The organism is Siminovitchia fortis, from assembly GCF_007681465.1.
Classification (GTDB): Bacteria; Bacillota; Bacilli; order Bacillales; family Bacillaceae_C; genus Siminovitchia; species Siminovitchia fortis.
Window position 1 is genome coordinate 1 of sequence record NZ_VEKZ01000075.1, and the last position, 14,360, is coordinate 14,360.

Below are 14,360 nucleotides of genomic sequence, written 5' to 3' on the forward strand. Positions count from 1 at the left end.
TATACCAAAGGCTGGAGCCCTTTTTGTATTTAGTTACTAGATTTTACTTTCGTAATTCAGGATGAAACAGGGCAAGCTTTTCCTTTATAAGGCAATAAAGACTCATCTGATAGGGTGAGTTTTTATTATGGCTGTAAATTTTTACAGATTATGTTATTATGTGTAACGTCAAAGAAAATATATAAAGTTAGCAGATTAGGGGAAGGCAATTTAGGGGGATTTTTAACAAAAAGGCAGGGAATGAAATGTACAAGCGATTGTTAGTAGCAGCCGACGGATCAAAAAACTCAATCCGTGCAGCGGAAGAGGCGGCGAAAATTGCCCGATTAGCGGAAGGTACGGTTGTCGAGATCATTTATGCAATGGATTATTCAAAGTCGAAAGGCGAGGTTTTACAAAGTCAGGATGGAGAAGTGCTGGAAGCTGAAAGAAGGAAAAAATTGGTTCCGGTTGAGGATGTATTCGTTAAAGGGGAAATTCCTTATAAACTAACAATCCTTCAGGGGGATCCGGGGCCTGCTATTGTGGAATACGCCAATAAAAGTACCTGCGACATGGTGATCATTGGAAGCAGAGGCTTAAATACGCTCCAGGAAATGGTCCTTGGGAGCGTGAGCCATAAAGTGGCTAAAAGGGTTGAAAGCCCGGTTTTAATTGTTAAATAGAGTAGTATGAAAAACTGATTTTCCATTGGGCGAAAATCAGTTTTTTCTTAATAACCGATAGAAAGTCTATATACTTTACGGATCCGGATGGCCATAAATTTGAATTCCATACGGGCACCCTGCAAGACAGGCTTGATTATTATAAAGACGAAAAGACCCACATGGAATTTTTTGAATGAAGCGGGACAATCAGTTTTTGAAAGAGGTAAAACCTTTCAGGCTTAATGGGATGCAGGGTTCCTTTCCGTATCTTCATGAAAAAATGGAAAATGTGTCCCGCTAATCATCTGTTGCTTTTCTCTTTCTGTCTTCTTGTTTTTCCTTTTCCTTCATTTCTTCATATCGGCTGTATTGCCTGTAACTGTATGTGCTTTTCCGGACTCTTTCAGGATTTTCAAGTCCAGCGCCGATAGCTCCGGCGAAGGTGGCAACAGATGTGACGAGCCAGGCGAGTTTTAAATAGTTAAGCGGCCCTATATCTGTACCAGCTTCCGCCTGGTAAAGATCCGGGGGCACAAATACAGAGACGGCGATCAGGAAAAGCAAATATAATACGATATAATACATAACGACCGACGTTCCTAAAGTAAGGATAGTCGTTGAATTATACATCCATCTCAGCCGGTTTTTGTTCTCCAGGTTCTTTTTCTCCCATAAATCATGGGAAAATATGATCCAAACAACCATCCCGAGAACGGCAGTTGCCGTGAGACCGATGAAGCGGTATATTTCATAAGAAACGCTGAGTTTCCATAACGTCGGAAAAATAAGCCCGTAGGCTCCGGTAGCAAAAGCGATGGCCACGACATTTTTTAAAGAGGGCAGGATGGTCCATGGACGATTTGCGATGGTCATGCCAAATAAAATTCTGGCCAAACCATTGATTTTTGGAACGATTATGAAGCGGACGGCGGTTTCCTCCGCTTGATTTGACGATTCGATTCGGCGTACTGCGGAGAAACGGAAAGGTTTTTCCAGCTTATTAAGAAAGCCGCTCTGCTCTTTGGGACCTATCCCTTTTTGTGCCAGGTCATCGGCTTTGAAGTCTGTCGTATGCCGGAAATATAATTCCTTGATCATATGGAGCATGATGATTTTTACCCGATTCGGCGTCGGCAGCCAACCGAAAGCAGGCAAAGATATTTGAGCTGTGCATGTATCTACATTCGCATCGGCAAGTACGATGCACCTTCCGTTATATACCGGCAGATCTGTAAGGGAGATGGCATAGTCCCAGCCGTTTCTTATTTTGATCCGTTCAGTTTCCTCCAGCACTTCTGCAACCTTTTCGGTTGCCCCCGCAAGCAGGTCAACCTCCATTTCCACATGCCATTGAAATCTGCCATCTGCAATATACCTGGAAAGGTCTTTTTTCAATTGCTTTTTGATGGCGTTGGCAATCGTGGATGGCAGCTCTGGTGAAGAGACAATTCCAACCGTTTTTTCCTCCATAAAAACCTCCTGAGAAGTTTTTCTCCATGATACTTACCCTCTAAAATTTAAGGCAAACAAAAAGGACTGGGTAAAAAATGTTGAAATTAAAATGAACGATTTGTTCAAAACTTACGTCTTACTATTGAAGGCAAAGGAAAGGAGGCTTGGCGCTGGTTGGAAAGGGACCTTATCGAGGAAGCGAAAAAGGGAAAGGACGAAGCATTTTCAAAACTTTTCCAAGAAAATTATCTGCTTTTATATAAATATTTAATCAAGCTGAGCCTTCGTCCGGATGTCACCGAAGATCTCATTCAAGAAACAATGATCAAGGCATATACTCATTTGCACAGTTTTAAAGGGGAATCAAAGTTTTCGACCTGGCTGATTTCGATAGCTTCAAGGCTGTATATGGACCAACAGCGAAAAGAAATGAGACATAGGCGAATTTTTGAAAAGGCAAGAAATGAAGCGGTTCGAAAGATGAAGTGGCAGCTCTCTTTGAAGGGGGAGGATTGGACAGAAGATATGGAACTGTTCGCAGGTCTTGATCCGGAATTGAAAGCTCCGATCCTGCTCAGGCATTATTATGGATATTCATATCCGGAGATTGCCAGGATGCTCAATATTAAAGAAGGGACTGTAAAGTCACGTGTGCATAACGGGCTGAACAAAATACGAAAGGAGTGGTCAGATTGAAAGAAGGCAATGAAAAGGAATGGGTTGAGCAGTTAATGAGCGATATGAAAAGGCTGGAAGATGCTCATCAAGCCAAAGTCCCCCAGCAATATGAGCTGATGAATGCTTTGTCTGAATTCAAAAGCCGGCGTAAAAAAGCGTGGAAACGAGAGTTGGCAATTTTTATTTTTACAGCGCTGACGATCTTGGCCGCCTATTTCGTTGTCTCGTTAAGGATGCCGACAGTCTTCTTGTGGGGGCAAATACTGGCTATTATTATGATTCCGTTTATTTATGCTGCTGAAAAGAAACGCCGCAGAAGCTCGAATGAGGTGTTGGACGATGGAGTCTGAGAAACTGCTTGCACTGGTTTTGGTATCGCCGATTATGTTGACACAAAGTATCCTTCTTTTTATAGATGCCAAGAAAAAAGGGGCATACGCCTGGTTTTGGGGGTTATTGGGATTGATCCAGTTCCCGTTTCCGTCCATATTTTATTACTTCATCGTCATCAGGCCTTATAGGAAAAAAATGAAACTTTAGGTTGGGGGGATGGTTATGGATTTTCCATGGGAATTAATTGCTCCTATCGTCATTTTAGATCTTATATTAAAGATTACGGCGCTTGTCAGCTGTATAAAGGAAGAGAATACAAACGGACCCAAATGGATGTGGATCCTTCTTATTCTATTGATTAATCTGATTGGACCAGTACTTTATTTTGTCATCGGCCGGCAAAAACAGGGATAGGAGAAGACGTTACATGTTATTGACAGCAGAAAAGTTAACGAAAAAGTTCGGGGATCATACAGCGGTCGCCCAACTCGATTTGAATATAAAAGAAAATGAATGTGTCGCGTTATTGGGTCCGAACGGAGCGGGGAAAACAACAACATTGCAGATGCTCGCAGGGTTATTGACACCGACTTCGGGGAGCATCCGATTTTCGGGCACGAAAAATATCAATCGTCGGTTAATTGGATATTTGCCGCAATATCCTGCTTTTTTTCCCTGGATGAGTGCAAAAGAGTACTTGCAGTTTGCCGGCAGGCTTTCGGAAGTCCCAAAAAAAGAATTGCAGGGAAAAATTGAAGAAATGCTTTCTTTTGCAGGATTGGAAAAAGCTAAAAACAAAAGAATCGGGGGTTTTTCAGGAGGGATGAAGCAACGCCTCGGCTTGGCCCAGGCAATGATCCATGAGCCGAAGCTATTGATACTGGACGAACCGGTTTCAGCTTTGGATCCTTCAGGGAGAAGGGATGTACTGGAAATGATGAATGAGCTGAAAAAGAAGATGGCGATATTATTTTCAACTCATGTGCTGCATGATGCCGAGCAGGTTTGTGATGAGATTGTCATGTTAAAAGGCGGAAAAATGAAATGGTGCGGGAATCTTATTGACTTAAGAAAGAGGCAGGGAGAAGATCATGTGTTGTTAGAGACAAAGGAAGAAATCGGAAATTGGCTGCGAACTGAAAACTATGTTGCTGAATGTTCTTTTTCATCACCGAGGGCAGTTGAATTCACACTGCGGAACCCGGAAAGCCGGAATCGTTTGCTGAGTGACTGCATAGATAAAGGACTGACAATCACTCACTTTTCCGAAAAGGGACGTACATTGGAAGATGCTTATTTGGAGTTGATGGAACAATGAGCACATTTTTTACTCTTTTTAAAAAAGAATGGCTGGAAGCGTGGCGTGATAGGAAACTTATTTGGCTTCCCGTCGTTTTGTGCCTATTAACAGTTTCTCAGCCAATCAGTACGTATTTCATGCCGGAGATTTTAGACATGGCAGGCAATCTTCCTGAAGGGACCATCATTGATATTCCTGTTCCATCAGGCGAAGAAGTCCTGGCGGGAACGCTATCGCAATTCGGTATGATCGGTACAGCAATTTTTGTATTAAGCGTAATGGGGGTCGTATCAAATGAGCGGAACAGCGGTTCACTTTCGCTGCTGATGGCGCGGCCTGTTGAACCTTTTGAATATATTGCCAGCAAATGGGCGGCACAGGCTTTGATTTTCCTGCTGTCATTTGCGCTCAGCTACGGACTTGCCTATTATTATACGAACCTCTTATTCAATCAGGTGGATTTTTATCGATTTATTACAAGTCTGGGAGTGTACAGCCTTTGGATTTTATTTACTCTGTCCATTACTCTTCTTCTTGGGACAATCATGAAGAAAAACGGTGGAATCGCTGGGATGAGCATCATAGCTGTTGCCGGGCTTTCCATTATCAGCTCACTTTTTCCAAAATTTATGGGCTGGAGTCCGTCCAATGCCCAAAGTCAGGCAGGCAGCATGCTAATGACCGGTAAATGGGAAGACTCTTTTGGCTTGATGATGTCTGTAAGCATAGCCTTAATAATTGGATTGGTCATATTGGCGTCCTTTGCTTTTAAAAAATACGAAATCTATTGAGCGGTGGGAGCGGCCGGATGCTTAGGGCATACCGGCCGCTCCCACTCACGTATAAAAGCTCCACTTTCGTAAATACCAGTGATCGTACCAAAAAGGAGATTTATGGCAAGTGGTCGAAATAATACGGTAAGATGATAAAAAGGCAGATGGAAAGGAGCAGAAAATTTTGAAAGAAAAAATATACATAACGCGCAAGCTTCCCGCTGGTATCGTAAAGAAACTGGAGGGTGAATTTAATATTGACATGTGGGATCAGGAAGAGGAGGCAATTCCAAGGGAGGTATTGCTTGAAAAAGTAAAGGATGTACAAGGACTGCTTTGCATGCTGACCGAAACGATTGATGAAGAGGTGATGGATGCTGCTCCCGGCTTGAAAGTCATCAGCAACATGGCGGTTGGCTATAATAATATCGATGTGGATGCTGCGACCAATAGGGAAATTGTTGTGACGAATACGCCGGGGGTATTGACGGAAACAACGGCAGATTTGACATTTGCCTTGATGATGGCAACAGCCAGAAGACTGGTTGAAGCATCGGATTATCTGCGCAATGGAAAATGGGAAACATGGTCACCGATGCAATTGACAGGAATGGATATTCATGGAGCAACACTTGGGATCATCGGTTTCGGACGAATCGGGCAGGCGGTGGCAAAACGGGCGGCAGGATTCGGGATGAACATTCTTTATTACAATCGCTCGCAAAAGCCTGATGCTGAAAGGGAAACCGGTGCCCGGTTTGCGGAGCTTAACGATGTTTTAAGGGAATCCGATTTTATCAGCATTTTGTTGCCATACAGTGAGGAAGTCCACCATCTGATCTCTGCCAAGGAACTGTCCCTTATGAAAAAGACTGCTGTACTGATCAATACAGCACGCGGAGGGATTGTAGATGAAGACGCATTGTATGATGCATTGAAAAATGAAACGATATGGGCTGCAGGGTTGGATGTATTTGAAAAAGAACCTATAGATCCAAGCCATCCCTTGTTGACGCTTCCGAACGTCGTGACGTTGCCGCATATCGGGAGCGCCAGCATAGCAACAAGAATGAAAATGGCAGAATTGGCTGCGAATAACTTACATAACTTTCTTGTTGGGAGCGGTGAGGTAAAGAGGGTGAACTAGACCAAAAATATCACCCGCTGTTACTCATGGCCAGTGAGCGTGATATAATTACACAATAAAAGAAAAGTGGAGGGAAAAGAATGAAATACTTCGCCGTTTTTTTACCAATGAAAGATGAAGAAAAAACCCAGCAGCACCGCCCGGCTCACTTGGAATTTTTAGCAAGAATGAAAAAAGAAAAGAAAGTGGCCATGTTTGGCCGTTTCACAGATGGAGCAGGCGGCCTTGTCATATATCAGGGAGAAAACCTTGAACAAGTTGAATCGTGGGTAAAGCAAGATCCTTATGTTGTAAACGATGCAAGAACTTATGAAATACACGAGTGGGACATGGTGTCTGACGCATAATTATCAACAAATGAAAAAAGCCGAAATTTCACATGGAAATTTCGGCTTTTTAGGGTACTACCTTGCGTTAGGAAATACACGCTGTACAATATCGGTAAATTCATCAAAGAAACCGCTGATCGGACGGCCGTTGCGGATGTCGTTTACATATCTTCTCATATGGTCGTAGAAGTCCGGGTTTTCAGATATATACACATTATCAAAGTTATGGTTAGTGTCTCTGACCTTCCGGGCAATTTTCTTCTGTACATCTTTAGTCATCTTTCTGTCTCCCTGGTCACTGAGCTTTACTGCAACGTAGGCGTTGCGGTTCGTTACCAGGACAATTGCATCATCAACCTCTTTCAAGTCTGTCACTTTTTCGGCAACGTCATCTGCAAGGTCAATGTTTTGGTTATCATCGTTCACCGTATTGTCATTGTTTCGGTTGTCGTCAGGGTTATAACGGACTCCAAGAGGACGGTTGTCATCGCTTGTAAATCGGTCGTTATTGTTTGCGGTGCCGCAGCCTGCCAATACCACAGATATCAAACCTGCATAAATGAACGGTTTTATAAATTTCATTTAGGTAACCTCCTTTTTTAAAATCGTTTTTAATGTTCCAAACCCATCAATTATTATTCGTTTTTTTGTTATAATGAATGGATGACAGTTATTACCTTTAATGAAAGAAAGAGTGATTGAATATGCACTGGTGGAAAAAATTTCTTTCAAATTTTTTATCAGATAAAACAATGGATGAACCAACTGAATTACATATAGAAGATCATCATAAAAATGAACTGCATGAGATGATAACCCGGATGATTTACCAATATCCAAAAGGAGAATTCCGTTTTCCGTTAATCAAGGACCAGCCAGGAAAACCGGTCGAAGGCAGTCAGAAGAGGCCTGTCCAAAGGGAGCAGAAAGACGAAAAAAGAATCCCTGAAAAGAGACAGAATAGCCAAAGCAGCGGGGAGAAAACGGAACAAAAGAGAAGAAAAATTGAGCCGAAAAACAGCCAGCCCTTTGAGCCGACGCACATTCCTTCACCCATTTACGGATTTAACCGGCCGATAGAAAGAAAAGAAAACCCGAAACCGAAAATACCTGAATTTGAATTGACTGACTTTAAGCAGAAAACAAGGTTTGAGAAGGAAGACCACAAGCCGGATTTAGAGATGGTGACTGAGGAAGAAGTTTTTGCAGAACAGCCTGTGGAGCCAAAGACAAACGGATCCGAATTGGACTTGGACGAAAAAAATGAACCTGAATCGCAAACTGGTGCAATCGAAATAAAAACATGGACACATAACCAGGGGATAGGAGAATCACTTGAAATACCAGAGTCAATAAATACAGATTCTAAAGAAAATGATGAAGCTTCCAATGGGGAAAAATGGATGGATCAAGGACAGGCCGAAATGGCAATATCCGAAGAAATCGGGGAAAAGGAAGAGCAGTTTTTTGCTGAAGAAGTCGATGAAACGGAAAAGCTGACCTCCATCGAAAAAGGATCGGGGGAAGAGATGTCTTTTCCAAAGCAGTCTGAATTTGAAGCAGAGCCGGCCCCAGGCGAAAAAATTGACGACCCGGGTGAAGAGACACTTGCTTCAAGCCAGCTTAAATTTGAACCAGAGCAAGCCTTTCCTGAAGAAATCGATGAAATAGACGAACTGACCGAAGAAGTAGAAATGCCGGAGGAAAAAATACCGGTTTCCAGCCAGCCTGATGTTGAACCAGGACCGGCCTTCGATGAAGCGCCAATGGATGGAGAGAGCAGAAAGACCGATGAGGACGCTTTTGAAGAGACAGCGGCTGCAGTTGAAATGACCTTGGGTCAAGAAACCGAAGCAACGGAGCCGAAATTGGAAGAACCACTAAATGCTGAAGAACCAGCCAAGGAAAGTACAAACAGCAAGCCGAGATCGCAATTGCCATTTAATGTGCTGATGCTTTCGCAGGACAGGGCTAGATGGCAAAGGCAAAGAGAAAGGGAGAAAAGCAAGAGTGAAGCCGTTTCGAAGCCGGTAAAAGAAACGAAAATCCCGGAAACGATGCATTATGAATTTCCGGCCCTGTCGCTTCTTAAGCCGCCTGTTTTTAAAGAAGAAAATACAGAGTGGTTAAATGAACAAACGATCCTTCTTGATGAAACGATGGAAAACTTCAATGTGAAGGCACATGTTGTCAAAGCCAGTCAGGGGCCTTCTGTCACGAGGTTTGAAGTACAGCCGGATAAAGGGGTCAAGGTCAATAAGATCACAAATTTGAGCAATGATATCAAGCTGAGCATGGCAGCACGCGATATCCGGATGGAAGCCCCGATCCCCGGGACGCGGTCAATTGGAATTGAGCTGCCAAACAAAGAGAGCCGGCCGGTCCAAATAAGTGAAATTATCGGTAAAACAGCCTTTTTACAAGGAGAATCCCCTTTGACCGCCGCGCTGGGACTTGACATTTCAGGAGATCCGGTTGTAACGGATTTGCGGAAAATGCCCCATGGTTTGATTGCGGGAGCTACGGGATCAGGGAAAAGTGTCTGCATCAACTCTATTCTTGTCAGCCTGCTGTATAAAGCAAGGCCTGATGAACTGAAATTAATGCTCATTGATCCCAAAATGGTAGAGCTTGCGCCATACAATCATATTCCGCACCTGGTCAGCCCGGTCATCACCGATGTAAAAGCGGCAACGGCAGCTTTAAAATGGGCGGTGGATGAAATGGAGAGGCGCTATGAACTGTTTGTCCATGCCGGGGTCCGCGACATTGGCCGGTTCAACGAACTGGCAGAAACAAAAGGTCAAAAAAGCGAACATCTCCCATATATTGTGATTATCATCGATGAACTCGCTGACTTGATGATGGTGGCACCTGCCGAAGTAGAAGAGTCCATTTGCCGGATTGCGCAAAAGGCACGGGCATGCGGGATCCATTTGCTCATTGCTACGCAAAGGCCTTCAGTTGACGTCATCACCGGTCTGATCAAAGCGAACGTGCCGACAAGAATCGCCTTTGCGGTTTCCTCACAAGTGGACTCAAGGACAGTCATTGACGTGAGTGGTGCTGAAAAGCTGCTCGGACGCGGGGATATGCTGTTTTTAAATAACGGATCAGTCAAGCCTGTACGGCTTCAGGGAACATTCGTGTCAGATGAGGAGATTGACCGGGTCATTGAACATGTTCGCAAGCAAGGCAAGCCGAATTATATCTTTCAACAGGAGGAACTGTTGAAGAAAGCTGAAATCCAGGAAAATGAAGATGAACTTTTATTGGATGCATGCCAATTTGTGGTAAAACAAGGAAATGCCTCTACTTCATTATTACAGAGACAGTTTAGAATTGGATATAACCGTGCTGCAAGATTGATGGAGATGATGGAGGAACAAGGAGTCATTTCCGGGGCAAAGGGAAGCAAGCCTCGGGACGTACTCATAAAAGAGGCGGATCTCGATTCGTTGAAAGATTCACTAGTACATTAGAGGATAAAATGTTATTCTATTTGATGATGGGGAACAAAGGCTTCCCCTTTTTTAATGGTGATTAAAGCAGCACAAGGAGTATCTGACATGAAGGAAATCGAACTGAAGCTTCAGGGCAAAATAAAAAGATTGACCAATAAAACATTTAAATTTGATGAGCGTGTGAAAGATGGCTGGTTTTCTGCGGTATATTTTTTAAAAACAAGAGAAATCGCAGAGCGCTATAAAAAAGACAACATCGTGACCATGCAATTTTTTCAAAGAAAAGACGCCGTTCTATGCGGTACGGACGAGGCTATCGCCCTCTTGAAAAATTTCGCGAAGGATCCTGAAAACCTGGAAATCCATTCTCTGAAAGACGGGGATAAGATAACCCCTTTTGAAACGGTCCTTACTGTAACGGGTCCCTACCAGGACTTCGGGTACCTTGAGGGAATCATTGACGGCATCCTTTCCAGGCGTACATCTGTGGCAACAAATGTCTATAACGTTTCAAAAGCGGCAGCCATATCCGGCAGGCAGAAGCCGGTGATTTTTATGGGAGACCGTGATGATCACTTCACACAACAGGCCGGGGACGGATATGCGGCATATATCGGAGGTTCGACGGCACAGGCAACGCCTGCAATGAATGAATGGTGGGGAAAAAAGGGCATGGGCACGATGCCTCATGCGATGATTCAGCTTTTCAATGGTGATATTGTCGAAGCTACAAAAGCATACCATGAAACTTTTCCCGACGACGAACTATTATCTCTCGTTGATTATAACAATGATGTCATCACCGATTCTTTGAAGCTGGCCCGCGAATTCGGCCCGGCATTGAAAGGGGTCCGGGTAGACACATCGAGAACCATGATCGATAAATACTTTCTTAGAAATCAACATTTGCTTGGTACCTTTGATCCCCGCGGAGTAAATGCAACGCTCATCTTTGCCTTAAGGGAAGCTTTGGATCGCGAAGGTTTTCAACATGTCAAAATTGTTGTTTCAGGCGGTTTCAATGTGGAGAGAATTACCGAGTTTGAAAATATGGGAGTCCCGGTTGATATGTATGGGATCGGCAGCAGCTTGCTGAAAATCAACATCGGCTTTACTGGGGACTGTGTATTGTTAAACGGGGAGCATTCCGCCAAGGCGGGAAGACGCTACCGCCCCAATCCGCGTCTTGAAAAAGTTGATTGATTTCCCGTGAGATTGAGAATGAATAGTAACTGTTTCGGATCAATGATATAATGGCATAATAAAAAAACTATCTGTAATGCTTACATACGAGTACAGCCGGCAGTTTATAATAAGGAAACCAAGGCTTTGAATAGCATTTGAGCAAATCTCAATGTTTTTCATATAATACATACAGATAGACGATCGCTGGAGGTTCTGCTATGACTGTATACCATTTCGTCGGTATCAAGGGCACCGGAATGAGCGCTCTCGCACAAATTCTTCACAATTCTGGATATAAAGTGCAGGGGTCCGACGTGGAAAAATATTTCTTCACCCAAGAAGCGCTTGATGATTTGAAAATTAAAATTTTACCTTTTAATCGTGAAAATATAAAACCCGGAATGACCGTAATTGCAGGAAATGCTTTTTCAGATGCACACGAAGAAATCGATGAGGCATTGAAACAGGGAATTGAGGTCATCCGCTATCACACATTTTTGGGCGAGTACATGAAAAAATTTACAAGCATCGGGGTTACTGGGTCACATGGAAAAACTTCAACGACCGGTCTCCTTGCCCATGTGATGAAAGGGGCAAAGCCCACCTCATTCCTGATTGGCGATGGTACGGGAAAAGGGGAAAAGGATGCGGCTTATTTTGTATTTGAAGCATGCGAATACCGCAGGCACTTTTTATCATACCACCCGGATTACGCTATTATGACAAATATTGACTTTGACCATCCTGATTACTTTGCCAATGTGGACGATGTATTCCAGGCTTTTCAAGAGATGGCCCTGCAGGTCAATAAGGCGATCATTGCTTTCGGTGATGATGAGCAGCTGCAAAAGATCCAGGCAGGCGTCCCCGTCCTGTTCTATGGCTTTGGCGAAGGAAACGATTTCCAGGCACGCAATATCGAGAAATCAACAGCCGGGACAAAATTTGATGTTTTTGTCCGCAATCATTTTTATGCATCTTTTGAAATTCCCGCATACGGGGATCATAATATTTTAAATGCGCTCGCTGTCATTGCACTTTGTCACTATGAAGAGCTGGACACAAAAATTTTGCAGCAGCAATTATTGACATTCAATGGAGTGAAGCGGCGGTTTACCGAGAAGCGTCTTGGCAGCCAAATCCTCATTGATGATTACGCCCATCATCCTGCCGAGATCAAAGCGACGATTAGTGCAGCAAAGCAGAAATATCCGGATCGTCCGATTGTTGCTGTGTTCCAGCCGCATACTTTTACAAGAACCCGGACATTTTTGCAGGAGTTTGGTGAAAGTTTAGGCGAAGCAAATCAGGTATACTTATGTGACATCTTCGGTTCGGCCCGCGAAAATCACGGTGAACTGACAATAGACGATTTGAAAGCAAGAATAGAAGGGGCCGAAATCCTTCAAGAAGAGGACACATCCCCTCTTTTGATGCTTGATGATTCGGTACTTATTTTCATGGGAGCGGGAGATATACAGAAATTCCAGGTCGCTTACGAAAACCTGCTGCAACAGCAGCTGAAAAAAGCTCAATAGGCAGCCCGGAGCCTGTCGAAAGAAGATGCGTTTCCCGCATCTTCTTTTTTAAAAGATAAAAAGGTATAACTTGTCATGGAAAATTTTATCTGAGATTCTTGGTAAGGGAGATAAACCGCAATTTCGGTCAATTGAATGATTCCTTCCGGCGGCCAAAACCAAATTATTTCCCTTTGATATTAATGGCGATAAATTATCCCAATTTTAAATAGAAAAAATGAAGATTTTGTGTTTTTTTAAGAAAAATAAAGGGAAAATTGTGTTTAGCAAAGAAGATGTATAACTGTCTGTTTATTTTATAATAAACAGGGGTAGAGTTGATGTATACAGGAGGTGTGGAAGTGATGATCATTATTCTTTACTTAAGTGTTGCTTTAATAGCGATTGCATTTCTGATTCTCGTAATCAGCTTGACAAAAACATTAACAGCAGTAAAAGTGACATTGGAAAGTGTGTCTGAAACATTGGATGGCCTTGAAAACCAATTAAAAGGGGTTACGGGTGAAACAACGATGCTTCTACATAAAACGAACGCCCTGGCTGAAGATATTCAGCAAAAAACGGAGAAGCTCGAAACGGTGGTTGATGGCATACAAGGTGTCGGACATGCTGTTCAAGGCGTAGGAAATACGGTTTCGGATCTGAATTCTTCATTGCAAAAGGTAACGAGATCCGTATCTTCCGCTGTAGTAAGAAACGAAGATAAAATCATCCAGATTGTTCAATGGGGCACAGCTTTGAAAGAACTGAAAGACAAATGGACAGACAAGAAAAAAACAAGAGACAAAAAGAAGGATAGCCAATCGGAGGTTGTAATCCATACTCAACAGTTGGAAGGCGGAAGAGGTTAAGGTAAATAATCTTTTAAGGAGGATGAAAAAGAATGAACAATCAAGAAAAAGGTACTGGGAATTTTCTGACAGGAATATTAGTGGGAAGCATTGTAGGAGCAGCTACTGCTTTATTGGTCGCTCCGAAATCCGGCAAGGAACTGCGCGGTGATTTAAGCGAACAGGTGGATAATCTGAAAGAAAAATCCGGTGAATGGAAAGAGACGGTCATGGAAAAAAGTTCAGATCTGACATCCACCGCAATGGAAAAAACGAACCAAATTCGCCAGACGGCAATGGATAAGGGTGCAAACCTCGCTGAAACAGTGAAAGATAAAGCGGACCAATTCCGCAATACGGCTAAAACAGCGGTCGACGAAGTAGCGGAAAATGCAAAAAAAGGTGCGGACGATTTACAGGATACCGTGCATAAAACAGTTGACTTGACCGCAGACAATACAAAAAAAGCTGTTGACCAGGCCCAATCAGCAGCTTCGCAAGCAGATGATGAAGTAACCCAAAAGGCGGAGCAATTGGCGGACCAAGTGAATAACTCCATGAATCCATAAAGAAAAGCGCAAGCGCCCGTTTAGCGACGTACAAACTGGAGCACTACGTAATGAGATAAAGGATAAGGAAAGGCGGAGAGTGCCTGCTTATCGGCGACAAGCATAAGACGAGCGC

The 14,360-nt window shown here is 43.3% G+C and carries 16 protein-coding genes and 1 pseudogene; 15 read left to right on the forward strand and 2 right to left on the reverse strand.

Annotation, left to right across the window (positions count from 1 at the left end; genetic code table 11):
* Positions 1 to 245 precede the first annotated feature (245 nt).
* Together FS666_RS17395 and FS666_RS20370 are read left to right on the forward strand one after the other, a co-directional pair.
* On the forward strand, positions 246 to 665 hold the full coding sequence (locus FS666_RS17395) for a universal stress protein (protein ID WP_120073260.1): 420 nt from the start codon (positions 246 to 248) through the stop codon (positions 663 to 665).
* Between the two features lie 50 nt (positions 666 to 715).
* Positions 716 to 844: pseudogene (locus FS666_RS20370) on the forward strand (metallothiol transferase FosB); the annotation flags it as partial.
* Between the two features lie 100 nt (positions 845 to 944).
* Here the strand turns inward: FS666_RS20370 and FS666_RS17405 are convergent.
* Complete coding sequence (locus tag FS666_RS17405; protein ID WP_120073262.1) at positions 945 to 2,117, reverse strand: hypothetical protein; 1,173 nt, start codon at positions 2,115 to 2,117, stop codon at positions 945 to 947.
* Between the two features lie 156 nt (positions 2,118 to 2,273).
* Here FS666_RS17405 and sigY point away from each other — a divergent pair, with 156 nt between their 5' ends.
* The 8 genes from sigY (at position 2,274) to FS666_RS17445 (ending at position 6,677) form a co-directional block, all read left to right on the forward strand.
* Complete coding sequence (gene sigY, locus FS666_RS17410) at positions 2,274 to 2,795, forward strand: RNA polymerase sigma factor SigY (protein WP_120073264.1); 522 nt, start codon at positions 2,274 to 2,276, stop codon at positions 2,793 to 2,795.
* A complete protein-coding gene (locus FS666_RS17415) occupies positions 2,792 to 3,127 on the forward strand; it encodes a YxlC family protein (protein ID WP_120073267.1) in 336 nt (111 codons plus the stop codon). The genes sigY and FS666_RS17415 overlap by 4 nt, the downstream gene beginning before the upstream one ends.
* Positions 3,117 to 3,317, forward strand: coding sequence for a transcriptional regulator (locus FS666_RS17420; RefSeq protein WP_120073270.1), 201 nt, complete (start codon positions 3,117 to 3,119; stop codon positions 3,315 to 3,317). The genes FS666_RS17415 and FS666_RS17420 overlap by 11 nt, the downstream gene beginning before the upstream one ends.
* Positions 3,318 to 3,332: 15 nt before the next feature.
* Positions 3,333 to 3,524: a PLDc N-terminal domain-containing protein gene (locus FS666_RS17425; protein WP_120073273.1), complete on the forward strand. Its 192-nt coding sequence runs from the start codon at positions 3,333 to 3,335 to the stop codon at positions 3,522 to 3,524.
* Between the two features lie 13 nt (positions 3,525 to 3,537).
* Positions 3,538 to 4,428 (forward strand): ABC transporter ATP-binding protein, encoded by an 891-nt coding sequence (locus tag FS666_RS17430; protein WP_120073275.1) that lies wholly within the window; start codon positions 3,538 to 3,540, stop codon positions 4,426 to 4,428.
* Entirely contained in the window at positions 4,425 to 5,201 is a 777-nt protein-coding gene (locus tag FS666_RS17435; protein ID WP_120073278.1) for an ABC transporter permease, read from the forward strand. Before FS666_RS17430 ends, FS666_RS17435 begins: the two co-directional genes overlap by 4 nt.
* Positions 5,202 to 5,367: 166 nt before the next feature.
* Complete coding sequence (locus FS666_RS17440; protein ID WP_144462457.1) at positions 5,368 to 6,330, forward strand: 2-hydroxyacid dehydrogenase; 963 nt, start codon at positions 5,368 to 5,370, stop codon at positions 6,328 to 6,330.
* Positions 6,331 to 6,410: 80 nt separating this feature from the next.
* Complete coding sequence (locus FS666_RS17445) at positions 6,411 to 6,677, forward strand: YciI family protein (RefSeq protein WP_120073282.1); 267 nt, start codon at positions 6,411 to 6,413, stop codon at positions 6,675 to 6,677.
* A 57-nt stretch (positions 6,678 to 6,734) separates the two neighbouring features.
* Here FS666_RS17445 and FS666_RS17450 read toward each other — a convergent pair whose 3' ends face one another.
* Entirely contained in the window at positions 6,735 to 7,241 is a 507-nt protein-coding gene (locus FS666_RS17450) for a YhcN/YlaJ family sporulation lipoprotein (RefSeq protein ID WP_144462455.1), read from the reverse strand.
* Between the two features lie 122 nt (positions 7,242 to 7,363).
* Here FS666_RS17450 and FS666_RS17455 point away from each other — a divergent pair, with 122 nt between their 5' ends.
* The 5 genes from FS666_RS17455 to FS666_RS17475 all read left to right on the forward strand — a co-directional run bounded on the left by FS666_RS17455 (position 7,364) and on the right by FS666_RS17475 (position 14,245).
* On the forward strand, positions 7,364 to 10,141 hold the full coding sequence (locus tag FS666_RS17455) for a DNA translocase FtsK (protein WP_144462453.1): 2,778 nt from the start codon (positions 7,364 to 7,366) through the stop codon (positions 10,139 to 10,141).
* An 87-nt stretch (positions 10,142 to 10,228) separates the two neighbouring features.
* Positions 10,229 to 11,326, forward strand: coding sequence for a nicotinate phosphoribosyltransferase (locus tag FS666_RS17460; protein WP_120073288.1), 1,098 nt, complete (start codon positions 10,229 to 10,231; stop codon positions 11,324 to 11,326).
* 200 nt (positions 11,327 to 11,526) lie between these two features.
* The gene (murC, locus tag FS666_RS17465; protein WP_120073291.1) at positions 11,527 to 12,846 is read left to right on the forward strand and encodes a UDP-N-acetylmuramate--L-alanine ligase; all 1,320 of its coding nucleotides are present in this window, start codon (positions 11,527 to 11,529) and stop codon (positions 12,844 to 12,846) included.
* 344 nt (positions 12,847 to 13,190) lie between these two features.
* On the forward strand, positions 13,191 to 13,697 hold the full coding sequence (locus tag FS666_RS17470; protein WP_244943948.1) for a DUF948 domain-containing protein: 507 nt from the start codon (positions 13,191 to 13,193) through the stop codon (positions 13,695 to 13,697).
* A gap of 32 nt (positions 13,698 to 13,729) precedes the next feature.
* Positions 13,730 to 14,245 (forward strand): YtxH domain-containing protein, encoded by a 516-nt coding sequence (locus FS666_RS17475; protein ID WP_120073295.1) that lies wholly within the window; start codon positions 13,730 to 13,732, stop codon positions 14,243 to 14,245.
* The last annotated feature ends 115 nt before the right edge of the window (positions 14,246 to 14,360 follow it).

Coding starts and splice junctions, on each gene's coding strand:
- FS666_RS17395 (WP_120073260.1), top strand. CDS start 246: ATGTACAAGCGATTGTTAGTAGCAGCCGACGGATCAAAAAACTCAATC.
- FS666_RS17405 (WP_120073262.1), bottom strand. CDS start 2,117: ATGGAGGAAAAAACGGTTGGAATTGTCTCTTCACCAGAGCTGCCATCC.
- FS666_RS17420 (WP_120073270.1), top strand. CDS start 3,117: ATGGAGTCTGAGAAACTGCTTGCACTGGTTTTGGTATCGCCGATTATG.
- FS666_RS17425 (WP_120073273.1), top strand. CDS start 3,333: ATGGATTTTCCATGGGAATTAATTGCTCCTATCGTCATTTTAGATCTT.
- FS666_RS17430 (WP_120073275.1), top strand. CDS start 3,538: ATGTTATTGACAGCAGAAAAGTTAACGAAAAAGTTCGGGGATCATACA.
- FS666_RS17435 (WP_120073278.1), top strand. CDS start 4,425: ATGAGCACATTTTTTACTCTTTTTAAAAAAGAATGGCTGGAAGCGTGG.
- FS666_RS17445 (WP_120073282.1), top strand. CDS start 6,411: ATGAAATACTTCGCCGTTTTTTTACCAATGAAAGATGAAGAAAAAACC.
- FS666_RS17450 (WP_144462455.1), bottom strand. CDS start 7,241: ATGAAATTTATAAAACCGTTCATTTATGCAGGTTTGATATCTGTGGTA.
- FS666_RS17455 (WP_144462453.1), top strand. CDS start 7,364: ATGCACTGGTGGAAAAAATTTCTTTCAAATTTTTTATCAGATAAAACA.
- FS666_RS17460 (WP_120073288.1), top strand. CDS start 10,229: ATGAAGGAAATCGAACTGAAGCTTCAGGGCAAAATAAAAAGATTGACC.
- murC (WP_120073291.1), top strand. CDS start 11,527: ATGACTGTATACCATTTCGTCGGTATCAAGGGCACCGGAATGAGCGCT.
- FS666_RS17470 (WP_244943948.1), top strand. CDS start 13,191: ATGATCATTATTCTTTACTTAAGTGTTGCTTTAATAGCGATTGCATTT.
- FS666_RS17475 (WP_120073295.1), top strand. CDS start 13,730: ATGAACAATCAAGAAAAAGGTACTGGGAATTTTCTGACAGGAATATTA.